The 18,448-nt window shown below is 72.3% G+C and carries 13 protein-coding genes; 4 read left to right on the top strand and 9 right to left on the bottom strand.

Features of this window, described 5'->3' with window-relative positions; genetic code table 11:
- Window positions 1-15: 15 nt before the first annotated feature.
- Genes EDD40_RS06670 through EDD40_RS06660 form a run of 3 tightly spaced genes read right to left on the bottom strand, consistent with a single transcriptional unit; the run spans window position 16 to window position 3,583 of the window.
- Window positions 16-2,097 (bottom strand): xanthine dehydrogenase family protein molybdopterin-binding subunit, encoded by a 2,082-nt coding sequence (locus EDD40_RS06670; RefSeq protein ID WP_123742105.1) that lies wholly within the window; start codon window positions 2,095-2,097, stop codon window positions 16-18.
- Window positions 2,094-3,083, bottom strand: a complete 990-nt coding sequence (locus EDD40_RS06665; protein WP_123742104.1) for an FAD binding domain-containing protein — start codon at window positions 3,081-3,083, stop codon at window positions 2,094-2,096. The genes EDD40_RS06670 and EDD40_RS06665 overlap by 4 nt, the downstream gene beginning before the upstream one ends.
- Window positions 3,080-3,583 carry a 2Fe-2S iron-sulfur cluster-binding protein gene (locus EDD40_RS06660; RefSeq protein WP_123742103.1) on the bottom strand — a complete coding sequence of 168 codons (504 nt, stop codon included), beginning with the start codon at window positions 3,581-3,583 and terminating at the stop codon, window positions 3,080-3,082. Before EDD40_RS06660 ends, EDD40_RS06665 begins: the two co-directional genes overlap by 4 nt.
- Window positions 3,584-3,774: 191 nt before the next feature.
- Between EDD40_RS06660 and EDD40_RS06655 the strand changes: the two genes are divergently transcribed.
- On the top strand, window positions 3,775-6,096 hold the full coding sequence (locus EDD40_RS06655; protein ID WP_246037484.1) for a glycoside hydrolase family 95 protein: 2,322 nt from the start codon (window positions 3,775-3,777) through the stop codon (window positions 6,094-6,096).
- A gap of 187 nt (window positions 6,097-6,283) precedes the next feature.
- Here EDD40_RS06655 and EDD40_RS06650 read toward each other — a convergent pair whose 3' ends face one another.
- From EDD40_RS06650 to EDD40_RS06630, 5 genes are all read right to left on the bottom strand, one after another.
- Window positions 6,284-8,155 (bottom strand): rhamnogalacturonan lyase, encoded by a 1,872-nt coding sequence (locus EDD40_RS06650; RefSeq protein WP_246037482.1) that lies wholly within the window; start codon window positions 8,153-8,155, stop codon window positions 6,284-6,286.
- A 284-nt stretch (window positions 8,156-8,439) separates the two neighbouring features.
- Window positions 8,440-9,825 carry a DHA2 family efflux MFS transporter permease subunit gene (locus EDD40_RS06645; protein WP_246037480.1) on the bottom strand — a complete coding sequence of 462 codons (1,386 nt, stop codon included), beginning with the start codon at window positions 9,823-9,825 and terminating at the stop codon, window positions 8,440-8,442.
- Window positions 9,826-9,916: 91 nt separating this feature from the next.
- Complete coding sequence (locus EDD40_RS06640; protein ID WP_123742101.1) at window positions 9,917-11,143, bottom strand: cytochrome P450; 1,227 nt, start codon at window positions 11,141-11,143, stop codon at window positions 9,917-9,919.
- A 93-nt stretch (window positions 11,144-11,236) separates the two neighbouring features.
- Window positions 11,237-11,560, bottom strand: coding sequence for a hypothetical protein (locus EDD40_RS06635; protein WP_123742100.1), 324 nt, complete (start codon window positions 11,558-11,560; stop codon window positions 11,237-11,239).
- Between the two features lie 99 nt (window positions 11,561-11,659).
- Window positions 11,660-13,753, bottom strand: a complete 2,094-nt coding sequence (locus EDD40_RS06630) for a cellulase family glycosylhydrolase (RefSeq protein WP_246037478.1) — start codon at window positions 13,751-13,753, stop codon at window positions 11,660-11,662.
- 722 nt (window positions 13,754-14,475) lie between these two features.
- Here EDD40_RS06630 and EDD40_RS06625 point away from each other — a divergent pair.
- From EDD40_RS06625 to EDD40_RS06615, 3 genes are all read left to right on the top strand, one after another.
- Complete coding sequence (locus EDD40_RS06625) at window positions 14,476-15,195, top strand: SDR family oxidoreductase (protein WP_123742099.1); 720 nt, start codon at window positions 14,476-14,478, stop codon at window positions 15,193-15,195.
- Window positions 15,196-15,463: 268 nt separating this feature from the next.
- Window positions 15,464-16,039, top strand: coding sequence for an LOG family protein (locus tag EDD40_RS06620; RefSeq protein ID WP_123742098.1), 576 nt, complete (start codon window positions 15,464-15,466; stop codon window positions 16,037-16,039).
- Between the two features lie 94 nt (window positions 16,040-16,133).
- Window positions 16,134-17,483 carry a serine hydrolase domain-containing protein gene (locus EDD40_RS06615; RefSeq protein ID WP_123742097.1) on the top strand — a complete coding sequence of 450 codons (1,350 nt, stop codon included), beginning with the start codon at window positions 16,134-16,136 and terminating at the stop codon, window positions 17,481-17,483.
- 261 nt (window positions 17,484-17,744) lie between these two features.
- Here the strand turns inward: EDD40_RS06615 and EDD40_RS06610 are convergent, their stop codons facing one another.
- Complete coding sequence (locus EDD40_RS06610) at window positions 17,745-18,401, bottom strand: pentapeptide repeat-containing protein (RefSeq protein WP_123742096.1); 657 nt, start codon at window positions 18,399-18,401, stop codon at window positions 17,745-17,747.
- Window positions 18,402-18,448: the final 47 nt, after the last annotated feature.

Here is an 18,448-nt window from a genome sequence, read left to right as displayed (position 1 = left end):
GTCACCGTTCGGACGTCAGAGGAAGTGGTCGAGGGTCACCGGCAGGTCGCGGACGCGGACGCCGGTCGCGTGGTGCGCCGCGTTGACGATGGCGGCGGCGGTGCCGACGATGCCGATCTCACCGACGCCCTTGGTGCCCATGGGGTTCGTGTGCGGGTCGTGCTCCTCGACCCAATGCGCCTGCACGCGCGGCACGTCGGCGTTGGTGGCGATGTGGTACTCGGCGAAGTCGTGGTTGACCACGTGCCCGAACCGCTCGTCCGGCACGCCGTGCTCGTGCAGCGCCATGGACAGGCCCATGGTCATGCCGCCGACGAGCTGCGACCTGGCCAGGCGCGGGTTGACCACCCGGCCGACCGCGAACACGCCCAGCAGCCGGGGCACCCGCACCTCGCCGGTGTCGACGTGCACCCGCACCTCGGCGAACTGCGCCCCGAACGCGTGCATCGCGTACGCGTCGGCCGCGTCGTCCTCGGGCATCTCCGCGCCGGCCTCGGCGCCCTCGGCCGGGTGGTCGCCGAACTCCCGGCGGAACGCCTCGGCCGCCGCGACGACGGTCGAGCCCCACGACGTGATGCCGGACGAGCCGCCCGCCACCGACGCCCTGGGCGAGGCCGTGTCGCCGATCCGCAGCTCCACGTCGGCGAAGTCCACGCCCAGCGCGTCGGCCGCGACCTGCGCGAGCGACGTCCACGTGCCGGTGCCGATGTCGGCCGCGCCGATCCGGACCAGGTAGCGCCCCGGGCCCGTGCAGCGGATCGTGGCGGCCGAACCCGGCGTCCGGTTCACCGGGTAGGTCGACGCCGCCACCCCCGTGCCGACCAGCCAGCCCGACTCGACGAGGGCGCGCGGCGCCGGCGCGCGGTGCTCCCAGCCGAACCGGCGGGCGCCCTCGCGCAGGCACGCGACCAGGTTGCGGCTGGAGAACGGCTTGCCCGACTCCGGTTCCACGTCCGGCTCGTTGCGGACGCGGAACTCCACCGGGTCGACGCCGCACGCGTTCGCCAGCTCGTCCACCGCCACCTCGGGCCCGAACATGCCGGGGCACTCGCCGGGCGCGCGCATCCACGACGGCACCGGGACGTCCAGCGCGGCCACCCGGTGGGTGGTGCGGCGGTTCGGCGCGGCGTACATCGTGCGGCTGGGCACGGCGGTCTGCTCGGCGAACTCCTTGATCCGGGACGTCTGGGAGACGGCGTCGACCGCGATGGCGGCCAGCCGCCCGGCCGCGTCGCAGCCCAGCCTGACCCGCTGGACGGTGGGCGTGCGGTAGCCGACGAGGGAGAACATCTGCGGCCGGGTGAGCGCGAGCTTGACCGGCGTGCCCGGCACCGCCATCGCGGCCATCGCGGCGATCACCGAGTGGACGTGCGGCGTGCCCTTGGACCCGAAGCCGCCGCCGACGTGCGGCGCGATCACGTGCACCCGTCCCGGTTCGAGCCCGAAGACCTCCGCCGTCGACTCGCGCGTGGTGTGCACGCCCTGCGTGGAGTCGTACAGGACGAGGTCGCCGTCCAGCCACAGGGCGGTGGTGGTGTGCGGTTCCATCGGGTTGTTGACGTACCAGGCCGTGGTGTAGGTCTGGTCGAGGGTGAACGGCGAGCGGGCCAGGGCCGTCGCGACGTCGCCCCGCGCGGTGTCGGTCTCCGCGCCGCCGTTCACCTTCTCCGGCGCGTACAGGTCGTCGCGGTCGGCGCTCAGGCGCACGTCGTGCGGCTGCTCGTCGATCCGGACGCGGACGAGCGCGGCCGCCTCGCGGGCGATCTCCCGGGTCCGCGCGATCACCGCCGCGACGACCTGGCCGCGGAACGCCACCTCGTGCGACTGGAACGCCGCCAGCTCCCGGTCCTGCGCGGACGCCAGGCGCGGCGCGTTGTCCGGTGTCAGCACCGCCAGCACGCCGGCCAGCGCCTCGGCCGCGCCGACGTCCACGCCCGCCAGCACACCGCGAGCCGCCTCGGCCTGCACCAGGTGCAGGTGGGCGGGGTCCACCACGTGCTGGTCGCCCGCGTACCGCGCGGTGCCGGCGACCTTGGCCGGCCCGTCCACGCGCCGGGGCGACCGGCCGAGCACGCGGGGCCGCCGCGGGTCCGTCATCGTCGCCCCCGGCTCAGCTCGCGCAACGCGGACACCACGAGGTTGCGGGTCAGCGGGACCTTGAAACCGTTGCCCGGCAGCGGCGCCGCCCCCGCGAGCTCCGCGCCGGCCGCCCGCCGGAACACCTCCTCGTCGGCCGGTGAGCCGAGCAGCACGTCCTCGGCCCGCCGGGCCCGCCACGGCTTGTGCGCGACGCCGCCGAGCGCGATCCGCGCGTCGCGCACCACGCCGTCCTCGACCCGCAGCACGGCCGCGACGGACACCAGCGCGAACGCGAACGACGCCCGGTCGCGCACCTTCCGGTACGACGACCGCGTGCCCGGCGGCAACGGCGGCAGGTCCACCGACGTGATCAGGTCCGACGGCGCCAGCACGGTGTCGCGGTGCGGCTCGTCGCCGGGCAGCCGGTGCAGCTCGACCAGCGGGACGACCCGCCGCCCCGCCGTGCCGAGCACGCCCACCTGCGCGTCGAGCGCCGCCATCGCCACCGCCATGTCCGAGGGGTGCGTGGCCACGCAGTGCGCGGACGCGCCCAGGATGGCGTGGTGCCGCGTGTACCCGCCGATCGCCGAACACCCCGTGCCCGGTTCGCGCTTGCCGCACGGCGTGGTGAGGTCCTGGAAGTACGCGCACCGGGTGCGCTGGAGCAGGTTCCCGCCGGTCGTGGCCAGGTTCCGGATCTGCCCGGACGCGCCCGACAGCAGAGCGCGCGCCAGCACCGGGTAGTCCCGTCGCACCACGGGGTGCGCGGCCAGGTCGGCGTTGCGCACGGTCGCGCCGATCCGCAGCCCGCCGTCCGGCAGCTCGTCCACGGTGTCCAGCGGCAGCCGGCTGATGTCGACGAGGACGTCGGGCGCGGCGAGCCCGAGCTTCATGTGGTCGACCAGGTTGGTCCCGCCGGCGAGGAACGCGACACCCGCCCACCCGCTCGCGGCGGCGACGGCGCCCTCGGCGTCGGGCGCGCGCCGGTAGTCGAACGGCATCACCGCGCACCGTCCCTTACCGCGTCCACGATGGCGACGTACGCGCCGCAGCGGCACAGGTTGCCGCTCATCCGCTCGCGGATCTCGTCGTCGGTCAGCTCCACGGGCCCCACCAGGTCGTCCGTGACCACGCTCGGGTGCCCGGCGGCCACCTCGTCCAGCACCCCGATCGCCGAGCACACCTGCCCCGGCGTGCAGAAGCCGCACTGGAGGGCGTCCCGCTCGACGAACGCCTCCTGCACCGGGTGCGGCCGCCCACCCTCCGCGAGGCCTTCGGCCGTGGTGACCTCCGCCCCGTCGTGCGCCACCGCGAACGTCAGGCACGTGATCGCGCGCCGCCCGTCCAGCAGCACGGTGCACGCGCCGCACTGACCGTGGTCGCAGCCCTTCTTGGGCGCCTTCGCCCCGACACCGTCGCGCAACGCGTCGAGCAACGTGGTCCTGGTGTCCACGCGCAACCGCCTGCGCCGACCGTCCACGCGCAGTTCGACCTCACCGTCCACGGCCCGGCTCCTCCGACTCGGCGTCCCCTTGGGCTTCCCGGGTCCGGGGCCGCCAACCGGACATCCGCCGAACGGTTCAGGCCTCCGATGTGTGCCGAGCTTTTGGGCACGATTCGGACGTTCAAGCTGCGAGGGATGTCGACACTTCGGATGTCTTGTTATCTTCGTCGCCGAAGACCGAGGAGGATGCGGTGGCAGCCGAGGTGGACCAGCGGACGCTCGCGCTCTGGTACGACGAGCCCGCCACCGACTGGGAGACCGAGTCGCTGCCCATCGGCAACGGCGCGCTCGGCGGCGGCGTCTTCGGCGCCGTGGCCGAGGAGCGGATCCAGCTCAACGAGAAGACCCTGTGGACCGGTGGACCCGGCTCGGCGGAGGGCTACGACTTCGGCAACCGGCCCGGCCCGCGACCGGACGCGGTGCGCGAGGTCCAGGAGCTGGTCGAACGTGACCACCGGGTCGCGCCGGGGACCGTCGCGGCGGTCCTGGGCCGGCCGCGGCGCGGGTTCGGCGCGTACCAGCCGTTCGGCGAGCTCGTCCTGGCCCTCACCGACCCGCCCGCCGGGGTCACCGGGTACCGGCGTGACCTCGACCTGTCCCGCGCGGTCGCGTCGGTGTCCTACGAGGCCGACGGCGTGCGGCACACCCGGGAGTACTTCGCCAGCGCGGCCGACGGCGTGCTCGTGGCCCGGCTCCGCGCCGACCGGCCCGGCCGGATCGGGTTCACCGCCTCCATCACCGCGCCGGACAACCGGTCGCGGCGGTTCACCGCGGCCGGCGGCCGAGCCACCTTCACCGGCGCGCTGCACGACAACGGCCTGCGCTTCGAGTCGCAGCTCCAGCTGCTCAACGAGGGCGGCACGCGCACCGACAACGCCGACGGCTCGCTCACCGCGGCCGACGCCGACAGCGTGGTGCTGGTGTTCGCCGCCGGCACCGACTACGCCGGGCACTACCCGACGTACCGCGGCCCGGACCCGCACGACCGCGTCCAGCGGACCGTCGACGCCGCGTCGGCGAAGGGGTGGGACCGGCTCCTCGACGCCCACCTGCGCGACTACCGCGCGTTGTTCGACCGGGTGCGCCTGGACCTCGGCCGGGCGCCGCTCGACGTGCCGACCGACGAGCTGCTGCGCGGTTACGCCACCGCGCCCGCGCCGGCCCGGCGCGCGCTGGAAGCCCTCTACTTCCAGTACGGCCGCTACCTGCTGATCGCCTCGTCCCGGCCCGGCTCGCTGCCCGCGAACCTGCAAGGGGTGTGGAACGACTCGGTGGCGCCGCCGTGGAGCGGCGACTACCACGTGAACATCAACCTGCAGATGAACTACTGGCCGGCCGAGACGACGAACCTCGCCGAGACCACCGGACCGCTGTTCGACTTCGTGGACGGGCTGCGCGAACCGGGCGCGGTCACGGCCCGGCAGACCCACGGGGCCCGCGGCTGGGTCGTCCACAACGAGACCAACCCGTTCGGCTTCACCGGTGTGCACGACTGGCCCACCGCGTTCTGGTTCCCCGAAGCGGGCGCGTGGCTGGCGCGGCACCACCACGAGCACTACCTGTTCACCGGGGACCGCGGGTTCCTGCGCGAGCGCGCCTACCCGGTGCTGAAGGGGCTCGCGCGGTTCTGGCTCGACGCGCTGAGGGTGGACCCGCGCGACGGCAGGCTCGTCGTCACGCCGAGCTACTCGCCCGAGCACGGCGACTTCTCCGCGGGCGCGGCGATGTCGCAGCAGATCGTCCGGCAGCTGTTCGCCGACGTCGTCCGCGCCGCCGACGACGTGGGCGACACCGCGTTCGGGGCCGAGGTCCGCCGGGCGCTGGACCGCCTCGACCCCGGCACGCGCATCGGCTCGTGGGGCCAGCTGCGGGAGTGGAAGGAGGACTGGGACGACCCCGCCGACACCCACCGGCACGTGTCGCACCTGTTCGCGTTGTTCCCCGGCGACGGCATCAGCCCGTCGGGGACACCGGAACTCGCCGCCGCCGCGCGGACCTCGCTGACCGCGCGCGGCGACGGCGGCACCGGGTGGAGCAAGGCCTGGAAGATCAACTTCTGGGCGCGGCTCCACGACGGCGACCACGCGCACCGGATGCTGGCCGAGCAGCTGACCGGCAGCACCACCGCGAACCTCTGGGACACGCACCCGCCGTTCCAGGTCGACGGCAACTTCGGCGCGACGGCCGGCGTGGCGGAGATGTTGTTGCAGAGCCACGACGGCGTGGTGCACGTGCTGCCGGCGCTGCCGGGGGAGTGGCGCGACGGCTCCTGCACCGGCCTGCGGGCCCGCGGCGACGTCACGGTCGACGTGCGGTGGTCCGACGGTCGGGCGCGGGAGATCGCGCTGACCACCGGCCAGGACGGACCCGTCACCGCGCGCAGCAGTCTGTTCGGCGGCGGCGGCCGGCTCGTGGACGCCCGGACCGGCCAGGGGGTGCCGGCGCGGATCGACGGCGAGTCGCTCACCTTCACCGCTCGCGCCGGGCGCCGCTACGTGGCCACCGCCGGGTGAGTCGCCGCCGGATCGGTCGACCAGCCCGAGCAGCGACATGGCCGACGACGGCACGGCCGGCGCGCCAGGCGCCCGGCCCACCGGCTTCGCGCGGGTCCTCCCGCGGGGTGCGACCGGACGAGGCGGTCCCGTGCCCGACGGCCGGGCACGGGACCGCCTCGTCCGTTCACGTGGTCGTGCCGACGCCTCAGCCGATGCGGAAGCTCGGGTGGGGCGGCTGGTTGTAGGCGGTGTTCTGCCAGGCCACGGCGACCCGGTACTGCCGGTCCTGCATCAGCGACGGGCGCGAGATGCTCGTCGTGTCCGTGGTGGCGTAGATGCGCAGCTTCGTGTTGTCCGACGTGCGCCAGATGACCTCCTCGCGCCAGTCGCCGAGGATGTCGGCCGACAGCGCGGGGGTGGACTTGGTGCCGTTGTTGGACGCCACCCCGGACCCGGTCAGCAGCCGCGTGTCGCCGCTCGTGCCGTACTTGTCGATGTGGGTGCCGTCGAGCAGCTCGCGCTGCGCGTCGCCGTCCCACCAGATCACGAAGTTCGCCGACGACGGGATGCGGCCCACGCTGTTGCCCGAGGCGTTGAGCAGGTTCGACGGCGCGCCACCGCCGGTCGCCCAGAACTCCGCGCCCGCGTTGCCCGCGTAGATGTCCGCGGCCACACCGCGACCCGGGCCCTCCGCGCCGGTGTTGTTCGGCTTCGAGAAGATGATCGCGCCGGTCCGCGCGTCGTGCAGCTCGAACCCGGTGCCGCCGCTCTCGTGGATGTCGAACACCTCCAGCCCCGCCCGGCCGGGCACGAAGTCGCTCACGTGCAGCGCGTCGCCGTGCCCGAGCCGCGTGGTGTAGAGGCCGGCGCCGTTGTCGTCCACGGTCATCGCGCCGTAGATGATCTCGTCGCGGCCGTCCGCGTCGACGTCGGCGACGGACAGGTTGTGGTTGCCCTGGCCCGCCCACGCCGAGCCGTTGGTGGAGCTGTTGCTGTCGAACGTCCACCGCCGGGTCAGCTGGCCGTTGCGCCAGTCCCACGCGGAGATCACGGACCGGGTGTAGTAGCCGCGCGCCATGATGATGCTCGGCCGCGAGCCGTCCACGTACGCCGTGCCCGCGAGGAACCGGTCCACCCGGTTGCCGTAGGAGTCGCCCCACGAGGAGACCGTCCCGCGCGGCGGCACGTAGTCCGCGGTGGCGAGCACCGCGCCGTCGCTGCCCCGGAACACCGTCAGGAACTCCGGCCCGGCCAGGACGTACCCCGACGAGTTGCGGTGGTCGGCGCCGGAGTCGCCGATGACCTGGCCGGTGCCCGAACGGGTGCCGTCGGCGGTCTTCATGACCACCTCGGCCCGGCCGTCGCCGTCGTAGTCGAACACCTGGAACTGCGTGTAGTGCGCGCCGGCGCGGATGTTGCGGCCCAGGTCGACGCGCCACAGCCGGGTGCCGTCCAGCCGGTAGGCGTCGACGAAGACGTTGCCCGTGTAGCCGGACTGCGAGTTGTCCTTGGCGTTGGTCGGGTCCCACTTCAGCACGATCTCGTACTGGCCGTCGCCGTCGAGGTCGCCGACGCTCGCGTCGTTCGCGGTGTAGGTGTAGTTCTCGCCGGACGGCGTCCGCCCGCCCGCCGGGATCTGCAACGGCACGTCACGCGTGCTCGCCGCGATGCCGACGTCGTCCGTCGTCGCGGTGAACCGCAGCGACGGGTCGGCGGCCGCCGCGGAGACCTGCTCGACGCCGCCCACGACCGGCCGGACGACGTAGTCGGCGTTCGCCGGCGCGCCCTGGTCGACGTGGTTGGACGACCCCGAGATCGGGGCCGCGTTCACCTTCACGCCGTCGCGGTAGAGGTTGTAGGCGGTGCCCGGCGCGTCGCTCGCCAGCACCCGCCAACTGATGTAGTTCCCGGTGCCGGTGTGGACGCTGACGACACCCCGGTTCAGGCGTTCGCCCTGCTGGGTCCCCGCGCCCGGGGCCGATGTCGCGGCCGGGGCGGTCACCGCGGCCGACGTCGACACCGACGCCGCCACGAGGACGGCCGCGGCCAGTCCGCGACCGATGGTCTTTGCGCGCACGCTACCTCCACATGTGCGATAACTCCGTTGTTATGGCGTGGAAAGGACACGCGGTGACCGAACCGGTCGACCACGTGCGGCGGCGACGATCTCACGATCGGCCGCGACGCTGCGTAGCGGCCTGGATGGGGACCGTACACAGGCCACCGGGCTCGCGCAACGGTATGAAACGTATCAGCGCATTGGTGATCGGTTCGACTGCCGTGGCGCGTCCCAATTGAGGAATCCCTACCTTGACGCACCCTCACGACCTGGCTAGCTTGAGCGGCAGCGAATGAAACGGTTCACAGCCGCCGGTGGGCCTTGGGGATCATCGCGCCGAAGACCACGCCCGCCACCGTCAGCCCGGCGGCGACCGCGATGGCCGTGCGGAAGCCGTCGGTGAACGAGTCCGCCGTGGCGTAGGTGCCCGACGCGCTGAAAGCGGCGGACAGGGTGGCGATGCCGAACGCCGCGCCCAGCTGCCGCATGGTGCCGAACGCGCCGGACGCCTTGCCGATGTCGCCGGGCGCGCCGGTGCTGACCACCGCCTTGGTCACCGCCGGGATGGCCAGCGCGAAGCCGATGCCGCCCAACGTCATGGGGCCGACCAGCGACAGGTACGGGGCATCGCCGGTCGACACGAGCGCCAACCACGCCAAACCGACCGAGTACGACGTCAGACCGGCCACGACGAGCGGCCGTTCGCCGAGCCGGTCGGCGAGGGCGCCGGCGCGCGGCGCGATCAGGAACGGCGCCAACCCCCACGGCAGCAGGCGCAGGCCCGCCTCCAGCGGGTCGTGGCCGAGCGCGACCTGGAGGTACTGGGCGATGAAGAAGATCGCACCGGTCAGCGAGCCGTTGAGGAGGAAGATCACGGCGTTGCCCGCGGCGAACGCCCGCGACCGGAACAGGCGCACGGGCAGCATCGGCGTGGCCGCGCGCGTCTGCCGCAGCACGAAGAGGCCGGCGAAGACCACGCCGCCGACGAGCGCGCCGACGACCTCGGCGCTGCCCCAGCCCGCGGCCTCGGCGCGCACCAGCCCCCAGACCAGGCCGACCGCGGCCCCGCTGAACAGCAGCAGGCCGGGCGGGTCGGTCGCGGCGCCCGCGCCGAAGCTCTCCTTGACGCGGGCCAGCACCAGCGGCATCGCCACGAGGCCGATCGGCACGTTGAGCCAGAAGATCCACTCCCAGGTGAGGGCCTGGGTGAGCACCCCGCCGATGACCGGGCCGAGCAGCGCCGCCAAGCCCGTGACGCCGCCGTAGATGCCGAGCGCCCAGCCGCGGCGGTGCGGCGGGAACGTGGCGTTGAGCAGGCCGAGCGCGAGCGGCATGACGACGGCCGCGCCGACGCCTTGAACGGTCCGCGCGGCGATGAGCGCGCCGGCCGACGGCGCCACCGCGCACGCGGCCGAGGCCAGCGAGAACAGCGCCAGCCCGCCCGCGAACAGCCGCCGGCGGCCGAACCGGTCGCCCAGCGCCGCGCCGGTCATCAGCAGGACGGCGAAGCTCAGCGTGTAGGCGTTGACGGTCCACTCCAGGTCCGCCAGGGACGCGCCCAGGTCGCGCTGGATCGCGGTCAGGGCGGTGGCGACGGCCAGCAGGTCGAGCACCACCATGAAGGAGCCGACGGACGCGAGCACCAGCACCCACCGCTGCCCCGCGCTCACGGCCCGGTCCTCTGCCACTGACGGCTCCTGTCGGACGGCGCGGCACCCCGCCACCGAGCATGCCGCCCGACCACCCGGGACGTCTTCTTCCCCGGTGCCGTCATCGGCCCTACCCGGCCGTCCCGGTCCAGGTGACCGGCAGCTCGTGCACGCCGTAGATGTTCATGTCGGACTTGAGCCTCACCTCGTCGGCGGGGACGGCGAGCGCCAGCGTCGGGAAGCGGCGCAGCAGGCCGCCGAAACCGGCGCGCATCTCGATGCGGGCCAGCTGCTGCCCGAGGCACTGGTGGACGCCGTGGCCGAAGGACAGGTGGCCGCGCGCCTGGCGCCGGACGTCCAGCGCGCCGGCGTCCTCGAAGCGCAGCGGGTCGTGGTTGGCGGCCAGCAGCGACACGACCACGGTCGAGCCCTTGGTGATCGTCTCCCCGCCCAGCTCGACGTCCTCCGTCGCGTAGCGGTAGAAGATGTCGGCCACCGACAGGTAGCGCATCAGCTCCTCGACGGCGCCGGGCAGCAGCTCCGGGTCCTCGCGCAGGGCGGCCAGCTGCCCGGGGTGCTCCAGCAGCGCGAACGTGCCCAGCGACAGCATGTTGGCGGTGGTCTCGTGACCCGCCAGCAGCAGCAGGAACGCGATGCCGGTCAGCTCCTCGACGGAGAGGTCGTCGTGGCGGGCCAGGTCGGACAGCAGGTCCTCGGCGGGCTCGGCCCGCTTGCGCGTGACCAGCTCGGCGAGGAACGCGTTCATCGCGCCGAACGCGGCCATCTTCTCCTCCAGCGCGATGTCGCGCTCCAGGAACCTGGCCGAGTTGACCTGGAAGTCCTCCCGGTCCTCGTAGGGCACGCCGAGCAGCTCGCAGATCACCAGCGACGGCACCGGCAGCGCGAACGCCTTGACCAGGTCGACCGGTGGGGCGAGGCGCGCCAGCTCGTCCAGCTGCCGCTCCACGATGTCGGCGATGTGCTCTTCGAGCTGCTTCATGCGCTTCACGGTGAAAGCGCCGGTGAGCATCCGCCGCAGCCGGGTGTGGTCCGGCGGGTCCATGCTGATGAACAGGCCGGGCATCTGCGGCGACGGCTCGGTGGGCGCGGGCATGCCGGGCGTCTCGTACGGCACGTGGACGACGCCGAGGTCCTGGCGGGAGCTGAACCGGGTGTCGGCCATGAGCCGGCGGACCGCGTCGTAACCGGTGACGAGCCAACCCTCGTGACCGTCGGGGAACAGCATCGGGCTGACCGGGTGGGCCTCGCGCAGCTCGGTGATCCGGCTGGGCGGGTCGAAGGGGCCCGCGTCGCGCTCCATGGGCAGACCGTGCGGGACGGGAACCGTCCGACTCATCGGGGTGTCCTCTCGTGGTGGCTGTTGCGACCACGATCACCGAGCGGCCGGACACCGCGCTGACACCGGTCTGACACGGCCCTGACACCGCGACTAGGTGGTCGAGGCCCACTGCGAGAGGGCGACGAGGAACACCGCGAAGACCACGAGGACGGTCACGAAGCCGAGGGTGCCCGCCAGCACCAACCCGGTGCCGACCGAGTTCCACGGCGGCCGGAGGAACTTGACCGCGCACCCGAGCACGGTCGAGCCGACGGCGACCCCGATGAACGCGTACGCGTACTCGCCGCCGTGCCAGCCCGCGTCCGCGAAGTACTCCGCCCGGAACGCCGCCGGCACCGCGAGCTGCGCCGCGAACGGCACCAGGAAACCCGCGAACGCCACCGCGGGCCGTTTCCGCCGCTCGACCTCGATCACGCGCCCAGTCTCGCCGACCGCCCGGCGCCGCGCATGAGTACGACTACGCAGCCCGGCGGCCCGGAGCGAGGTGCTCCGGGCCGCCGGGGTGGCGAACGGTCAGGAGAGGGTGCCCGTGACCGACGTGCCGGACTTGGTGACGTAGTAGGTCACCGTGGCGCCGCTCCAGTAGTGGAACGTCAGCGTGACCCGCGAGCCGTCCGTGACCTCGGCGAAGAACTCGGGCTTCAACGTCGTGGTGCTCGCCGCGTAGTCGGGCGCGAACGCGACGTCGAACTCCTTGTACGAGGTCCAGTTGTGCGGGCCGGCGTTGCTGCCGTCCGCGTACTTGGCCTCCATCGTGGCCAGCTGGTCGCCGCGGAACTGGGTCGGGATGGCGAACGCGCTCGTCGTCCCGGTCGCGTTCTGCAGCACCGGCTTGTCGTAGGTGACCAGGTTGATCCGCCACGGCACGCCCGCCGAGAACCGGGCCGACAGCGTCGCGTTCGTGCCGTACGCCCGCGATCCGCTCAGCCGGGTGATCGCCGACGCCGTGATGGTCAACTGGTCGCCGCTCACCGTGTAGTCCGTGCCGCGCACCAGGTCGGTGCTGCCCTGGCGCAACCCGACGAACGACGTGCCGTTCAGGTTGAGCGTCAGCGTCTTGGCGGTGATCGCCGAGGACTTGGCGCTGAACACCTGGTCCGACGACGCCGTGCCGGACCGGGTCGTCCAGCTCGACTTGATCTGCGCGATCAGCTCCGGGTCGCTCCACTGGTACGACGTGCGGCCGAAGTGCTGGCCGTTGTCCCACAGCATGGTGGTGATCTTCTTCGTCCGGGCGTAGTGGCCCAGGAACTCGAAGAACTTCAGCTTCTCGCCCTGCTGGATGGTGCCCGTGTGCCGGTCGAAGCCCAGCAGGCCGTACTCGCCCAGGATGACCGGGATGCCGCGCGCCACGAACGCGTTGGCCACGCGGTCGAACGAGTCGGTCAGGTCCTTCTGCACGGCCGCGTCGAACTTCGTGCCGCCCGCGACGTTCACGCTGAACGGCCAGTAGCCGTAGAAGTGGAACGTGGCGATGAGGTTCGGGTCGTTCAGGGTGTTGAACGTGGCCACCAGCTCGTCGACCCGCGCCTGCTCCGACGACGTGTGCAGGGTCGGCAGGACCAGCAGGCGGGTCGCGTTGTTGCCGCCGGAGCCGCGCACGATCCGGTGGAACGACGTGTTCAGCTCGTTGAGCAGCTGCGCGTTCTGCGCGTCACCCGAGCTGTTGGCGAACTGCGGCTCGTTGACGCTCTCCAGCATCAGCTTCGGCGAGGCGTCCCGGAACGCGGTCGCGATCTGCGTCCACGCCGCGTTGTAGCGGGCCAGCACGTTCGTGCGGTCCGTCGGCATGGCGTTGATCCACTGCCACGAGTCGTGGTGGATGTTGATCATGACGTAGAAGCCGTCCGCCAACGCCCAGTTCACGACCTCCTTCACCCGCGCCAGGTACGTGGCCTCGATGGTGTAGCTCGGCGCTCCGCCCTGGTGCGCGCTCCACGTCACCGGGATGCGGATGCTCTTGAAGCCCTGCGCGCGGACGTTGTCCAGCAGCGCCTCGGTGATGCGCGGGTTGCCCCACGACGTCTCGTCGGCGCCCGTGGCGTCCAGCGAGTTGCCCAGGTTCCAGCCCGGCTGCATCTCCGCGACCCGCGCCATGGCGTCACCCGCCGGCGGGTTCGTGGTCGTGGTGGTGGTGGTGGTCGTCGTCGTGCTGGTGGTCGTCGTGGTGTCACCGGTGCAGGTGACGCCGTTGAGCGCGAACGACGACGGGTTCGTGTTCGTGCCCGTCCACGAGCCGTTGAAGCCGAACGACACCGAGCCGTTGGTCGGGATGGAGGCGTTGTAGCCGACGTTGGTCGCGGTGACCTGGCTGCCCGACGCCGTGACGGTGGCGCTCCACGCCTGGGTGACCGTCTGACCGGACGGGAACGCCCACGTCAGCCGCCACCCGTTGGTGATCGGGTCGCCCAGGTTGGTGATGCTGACGCTGCCGCTGAAGCCGCCCTGCCACTGGCTCGGCACCGAGTACACGACCCGGCAGCCCGCCGCCGCCTGGGCATCGGTCACCGCGACCACGCCCATGCCCGCGAGCAACGAGGCCATCCCGGTGGCCAGCAGGCCAACCCGCCAACGGATTTTTCTCAGCTTGTCTCGCATGTCGGCCATGACGCTCCTCGTGATCGCGTGCGGCAGCGGGAGGGGAGGGAACCGAACGCGCGCGAGCGGTGAGCCGCCGCAGTGGGATATCCGGATGCGCCGGTCGCCGCCCGGCGCACCCGCGCGCCACGACCGCGGGGACCGGGCGCGGCGGCGTGTTCCAGCGCTGCCTCGCCATGATGTTGGCGGTAACGGATGGGTGACGCAAGGGTTTCGACGTTAATCGACTCCGGACCGGTCGCCACCAATTCGCAATCGCCGCCGCGAGTCGACATCATTCGACTCCGCCACCGCCCGCCGTTCGACGAATCCGTCGAACGAATTCGACACGAACGCCCTCTCCCCACCACCCCCCGCGCCTCCATGATCATGAAGGCGACCTCACCGCCGACCACTCGCATCACATTCCTCCTCACGCTCCCCGATGACCAATCCGAACCGTCATCAACAGCCGAACCGGGAGGGTGGCACCCGGTCGGAAACACTATTCGCGCCGCAGTGCGAACAATCCCACCGGCGAACCCCGTCGGCTTCCACGGGACCACCTGCCGGCGCCAGTGCCGGTCACCCGTTGACCTGCGCGCCACCACCTCCGAGTTGCATGACGAAACCCCTGGAACACGTGAGTCCTGGTCACACATGTGAAGCGGGTCATGAATGTGAACAATAATGGTGTCAATTGGGCCGAGAAGCGGATCGACCCCGGTCGGTGGCGCTGATAGGAACCAGGCATGACGAGAACAGCGGTCGTGACCGGTGGTGGTACGGGTATCGGCAAGGCGGTCGCCGCCGACTTGGTCAAGCGGGGGTTGGACGTCGTGGTCACGGGTAGGCGCGAGGACGTGCTGACCGCCGCTGCCGCGGAGATCGGCGCGCGGGCGGTCGCCTTCGACGCCGCCGACCCCGACCGGGTGGACGAAGCGCTGGCCGTGCTGCCCGACCGGGTGGACGTCCTGGTGAACAACGCCGGCGGCAACATGGCCCGCCGCCGCGGGGCGCCCGAGGGCTTGGCGGACGTGCGCGACCTGTGGCTGGCGAACTTCGAGTCCAACGTGCTCAGCGCCGTCCTGGTGACCACCGCCCTGGAACCACGCCTGGCCGACGACGCCAGGGTGGTCACGATCGGCTCCATCGCGGCCCGCCGGGGCTCCGGCAGCTACGGCGCGGCCAAGGCGGCCATCGAAGCGTGGACCGCCGACCTGGCGTTCGCGCTGGGCGGGCGGGGGATCACGGTCAACGTCGTGTCGCCCGGCGTCACCGAGGAGACCGAGTTCTTCGGCGGCACCCTGTCCGAGGAGCGGCGCAAGAAACTGGTCGGCAACCCGGCCAACGGCCGCGCCGCCACACCGGCCGACATCGCCGCCGCGGTCACCTTCCTGACCTCCCCGGAAGCCGGCCACCTGACGGGCCAGGTCATCGGCGTCAACGGCGGCGCCAACCTCGGCCGCTAACCCCACCCCCCACTCCAATCCCCGCCCCCGCCCCCGTCCCCGCCCCCAACGGACCCGCCACATCTCCACCCAGGCCCGATTTGACATGGGTTCGGGTGCTTTAGGCTGGTCGAAGCCGGGCAGGCCTGGCGGACGCTCTTCCCGCCAGGCCTGCCCGGCTTTGGCCTGCCTGGAGCGCCCGTAAGGGCCCCATGTCAAATCGAGCCGCCCAGCACCCCCGCCTGCTTGACCCAACCATCCCCGCCCGCCTGACCTACCGTGTGTCCCCATGCGGGTCTGTGTGTTCTGCGGCTCGTCCAGCGGACGGGTCCGGCACGTCGAGGTGGCGCGGGAAGTCGGCCGCGCGCTGGCCGAACGGGGCGTCGAAGTCGTCTACGGCGGCGGTCGGGTGGGGACGATGGGTGCGCTGGCCGATGGGGCGCTGGAGGCGGGCGGCTCGGTCATCGGGGTGATCCCGCGCAGTCTGGTCGACTGGGAGGTGGCGCACGAGAACCTGACCGAGCTGCGCGTCGTGGCGTCCATGCACGAGCGCAAGGCGTTGATGGCGGAGCTGTCGGACGCCTTCGTGACCCTGCCCGGCGGCGCGGGCACGTTGGAGGAGCTGTTCGAGGTCTGGACGTGGGCCCAACTCGGCCTGCACGCGAAACCGGTCGCACTTCTGGACGTCGACGGGTACTTCACGCACCTCCTCAGGATGATCGACCACATGGTGGAGGAGGGGTTCCTCAAACCGCCCTACCGGGACATGCTGCTGGTGGATCACGACTTCGACCGGCTCCTCACGCGCTGCGCCGACTACCGGACGCCGGACTACACCTGGACCGACGAGGAACCCCTGTCGTAGCGCGAAACCCCTGCCGCAGCACGGGGAAATCGGTACGGTGAGGTCAACGCGAAGGGATTTCGCAGAGTTTCGCGCCATCCGGGGGGAGCGGGCGATGGACATCAACCACTGGCAACAACGTTTGGCGGAGCTGTGCGAGGCGCACAAGGTGCCCGGAGCTTCACTGGCGATCCTGGTCGACGGCGAGATCCACGAGTGCGCGACCGGTGTGCTGCACCGCGGCACGGGGGTCGAGGCGACCACGGACGCGCTGTTCCAGATCGGCTCGATCACCAAGCTCTACACCGCCACCTTGATCATGCAGCTGGTCGCCGAAGGCGCGCTCGACCTGGACGCGCCGGTGGTCACCGTGCTGCCGGAGTTCGCCGTGGCCGACCCCGTGGCCACCAAGACCGTGACGCCCCGCCACCTGCTGACGCACACCAGCGGCATCGACGGGGACTTCTTCCGCAACACCGGCCGCGGTGACGACTGCGTGGCCGCCTACGTGGCGGCGTGCGCGGACCTCGGCCAGAACCACCCGCCGGGCGTCACGATGTCCTACTGCAACAGCGGGTTCACCGTGCTCGGTCGGATCATCGAGGTGCTCACCGGCCAGGTCTGGGACGACGCCCTGCGTGAACGGCTGCTCGACCCGCTCGGCGCGCACGACACGATGACCCTGGCCGAGGACGTGCTGAGGTTCCGCTCGGCCTTGGGCCACCTCGGTGAACCCGGCGACGAGCCCGTGCCCGCGCCCGTGTGGGGGCTGGCGAGGTCCGCCGGACCGGCCGGGACGATCAACGCCACCGCCGCCGACGTCGTCCGCTTCGCCAAGCTGCACCTGGACGGCGGCCGCACCGCCGACGGCACGGTGATCCTGCCCGCCGAGCAGGTGGCCGCGATGCACCGGCCGCTGGTGCAGCTGCCCGCGAGCCAGGCGCACCGCATGTGCTGGGGGCTCGGGTGGATCGTCTACGACTGGCCCGGCGGCCCGGTGATCGGGCACGACGGCGCGACGGTCGGGCAGAAGGCGTTCCTGCGGGTCGTGCCCGGCGCGGGCTTGGCGGCCGCGCTGCTCACCAACGGCGGCGTGCCCGCCGAGGTGTCCCAGCGGCTGTTCACCGAGCTGCTGGCCGAGCACGCCGGCGTCGTGGTGCCGGACTTCGCGCCGCCCGCCGAACCGCCGGTGGTGGACGTCTCCCGGTACGTCGGCTCCTACGTGCGCGAGGGCTACGACGTGGAGGTGACCGAGCGGGACGGCGTGCTGAACCTGCGCGGCGAGAGCATCGGCGAGCTCGCCGAGATCAACGCGGTGACCAACGCGGTGCTCGTGCCGGTGGAGGAAGGCCTGTTCGCGGCACGGCGCAACAAGCACGAACCGTGGGTGCCGGTGGTGTTCTACACGCTGCCCGACGGCTCGCCGTACCTGCACTTCAGCATGAGGGCCGCCCCGAAGAGCTGAGGGTGCGGCCGCACGGTCGGGGACACGACCAGGGAACGGCCGACCGCTCGGGCGGCAGACCTCGCCGGCCGTCGCCCGGAGCCGTTGCCGGCCACGCGGCGGCCCGTCCCGGCCCGACGTCCAGTCCACAGCGGACAGTCGCACGGGCGGGCGGGCCGGCGCATCGCCTGTCCACGTGGAATGGCGTCGCTGGTCACCAGCGCGATCCGCTGCACACCGGTCGGCGGCGCGGTGTCCGCCGCGGCCGGGTTCGACCGCGGGTCAGCTGTCCTTGACGGTGATCCCGAGGGTGTGGGCGAACGCCGGCGCGAGGTCGATCGCCTGGGCGAAGGTGATCGTCGCGCCGCGCAGCGAGGCGACCCCGCTGCGGATGCCCAGTTCGGCGGCGTCGCGGAGGTCCACCTTCTTCAGCTCCACGTCGTCGAACCGGAGGTCTTCGAGCGTCGAGCCCGGGAACGTGACGTCGGTGAGCCGGGCTTCGGTGAAGTCGACGTCGCGCAGGACGCAGCCGACGAACGCGACGTCGCGCAGCACCGCGCCGCGCAGGTTCACCGAGACGAGCTTGCAGCCGAAGAACGTGACGCGGCTCAACCCGGCCTCGAACATCGCCACCCCGGCGAACGCGCTGTTCACGACTTCCGCGTCGAGCCACCCGGTCTCGGCCAGGTCGGTGCCGATGACCTGCACGCCGTGCAGCCACACGTCGTTGAACCGGGCGCGCCGCAGCGACCCGTCGGTGAAGCGGACGGTGGACAGCGCCGATTCGCTGAACCGCGCGTTGCCCGCCGCGAGGTCGGGGAACTCCTGGTCGGCGAGGTGGACGACGTTGTAGTCGCCGCCCGGCTCCAGCCGCCCGCCGTCGTGGTCCTCCAGGTAGGCGGCGAACGGCAGGTCCGCGAGCGCTCGGGGTTCCGACATGCGGGGATGGTAGCCGGCGGCCGACCGGCCCGCGCCCGCGTGGCGGT

Source organism: Saccharothrix texasensis, from assembly GCF_003752005.1.
In the GTDB taxonomy this organism is placed as follows: Bacteria; Actinomycetota; Actinomycetes; order Mycobacteriales; family Pseudonocardiaceae; genus Actinosynnema; species Actinosynnema texasense.
The sequence above is the reverse complement of the archived record's forward strand: the minus strand, read 5'-3'. Positions and strand labels throughout refer to the sequence as shown.

Coding starts and splice junctions, on each gene's coding strand:
- EDD40_RS06670 (WP_123742105.1), bottom strand. CDS start 2,097: ATGACGGACCCGCGGCGGCCCCGCGTGCTCGGCCGGTCGCCCCGGCGC.
- EDD40_RS06640 (WP_123742101.1), bottom strand. CDS start 11,143: ATGAGTCGGACGGTTCCCGTCCCGCACGGTCTGCCCATGGAGCGCGAC.
- EDD40_RS06630 (WP_246037478.1), bottom strand. CDS start 13,753: ATGGCCGACATGCGAGACAAGCTGAGAAAAATCCGTTGGCGGGTTGGC.
- EDD40_RS06625 (WP_123742099.1), top strand. CDS start 14,476: ATGACGAGAACAGCGGTCGTGACCGGTGGTGGTACGGGTATCGGCAAG.
- EDD40_RS06620 (WP_123742098.1), top strand. CDS start 15,464: ATGCGGGTCTGTGTGTTCTGCGGCTCGTCCAGCGGACGGGTCCGGCAC.
- EDD40_RS06615 (WP_123742097.1), top strand. CDS start 16,134: ATGGACATCAACCACTGGCAACAACGTTTGGCGGAGCTGTGCGAGGCG.
- EDD40_RS06610 (WP_123742096.1), bottom strand. CDS start 18,401: ATGTCGGAACCCCGAGCGCTCGCGGACCTGCCGTTCGCCGCCTACCTG.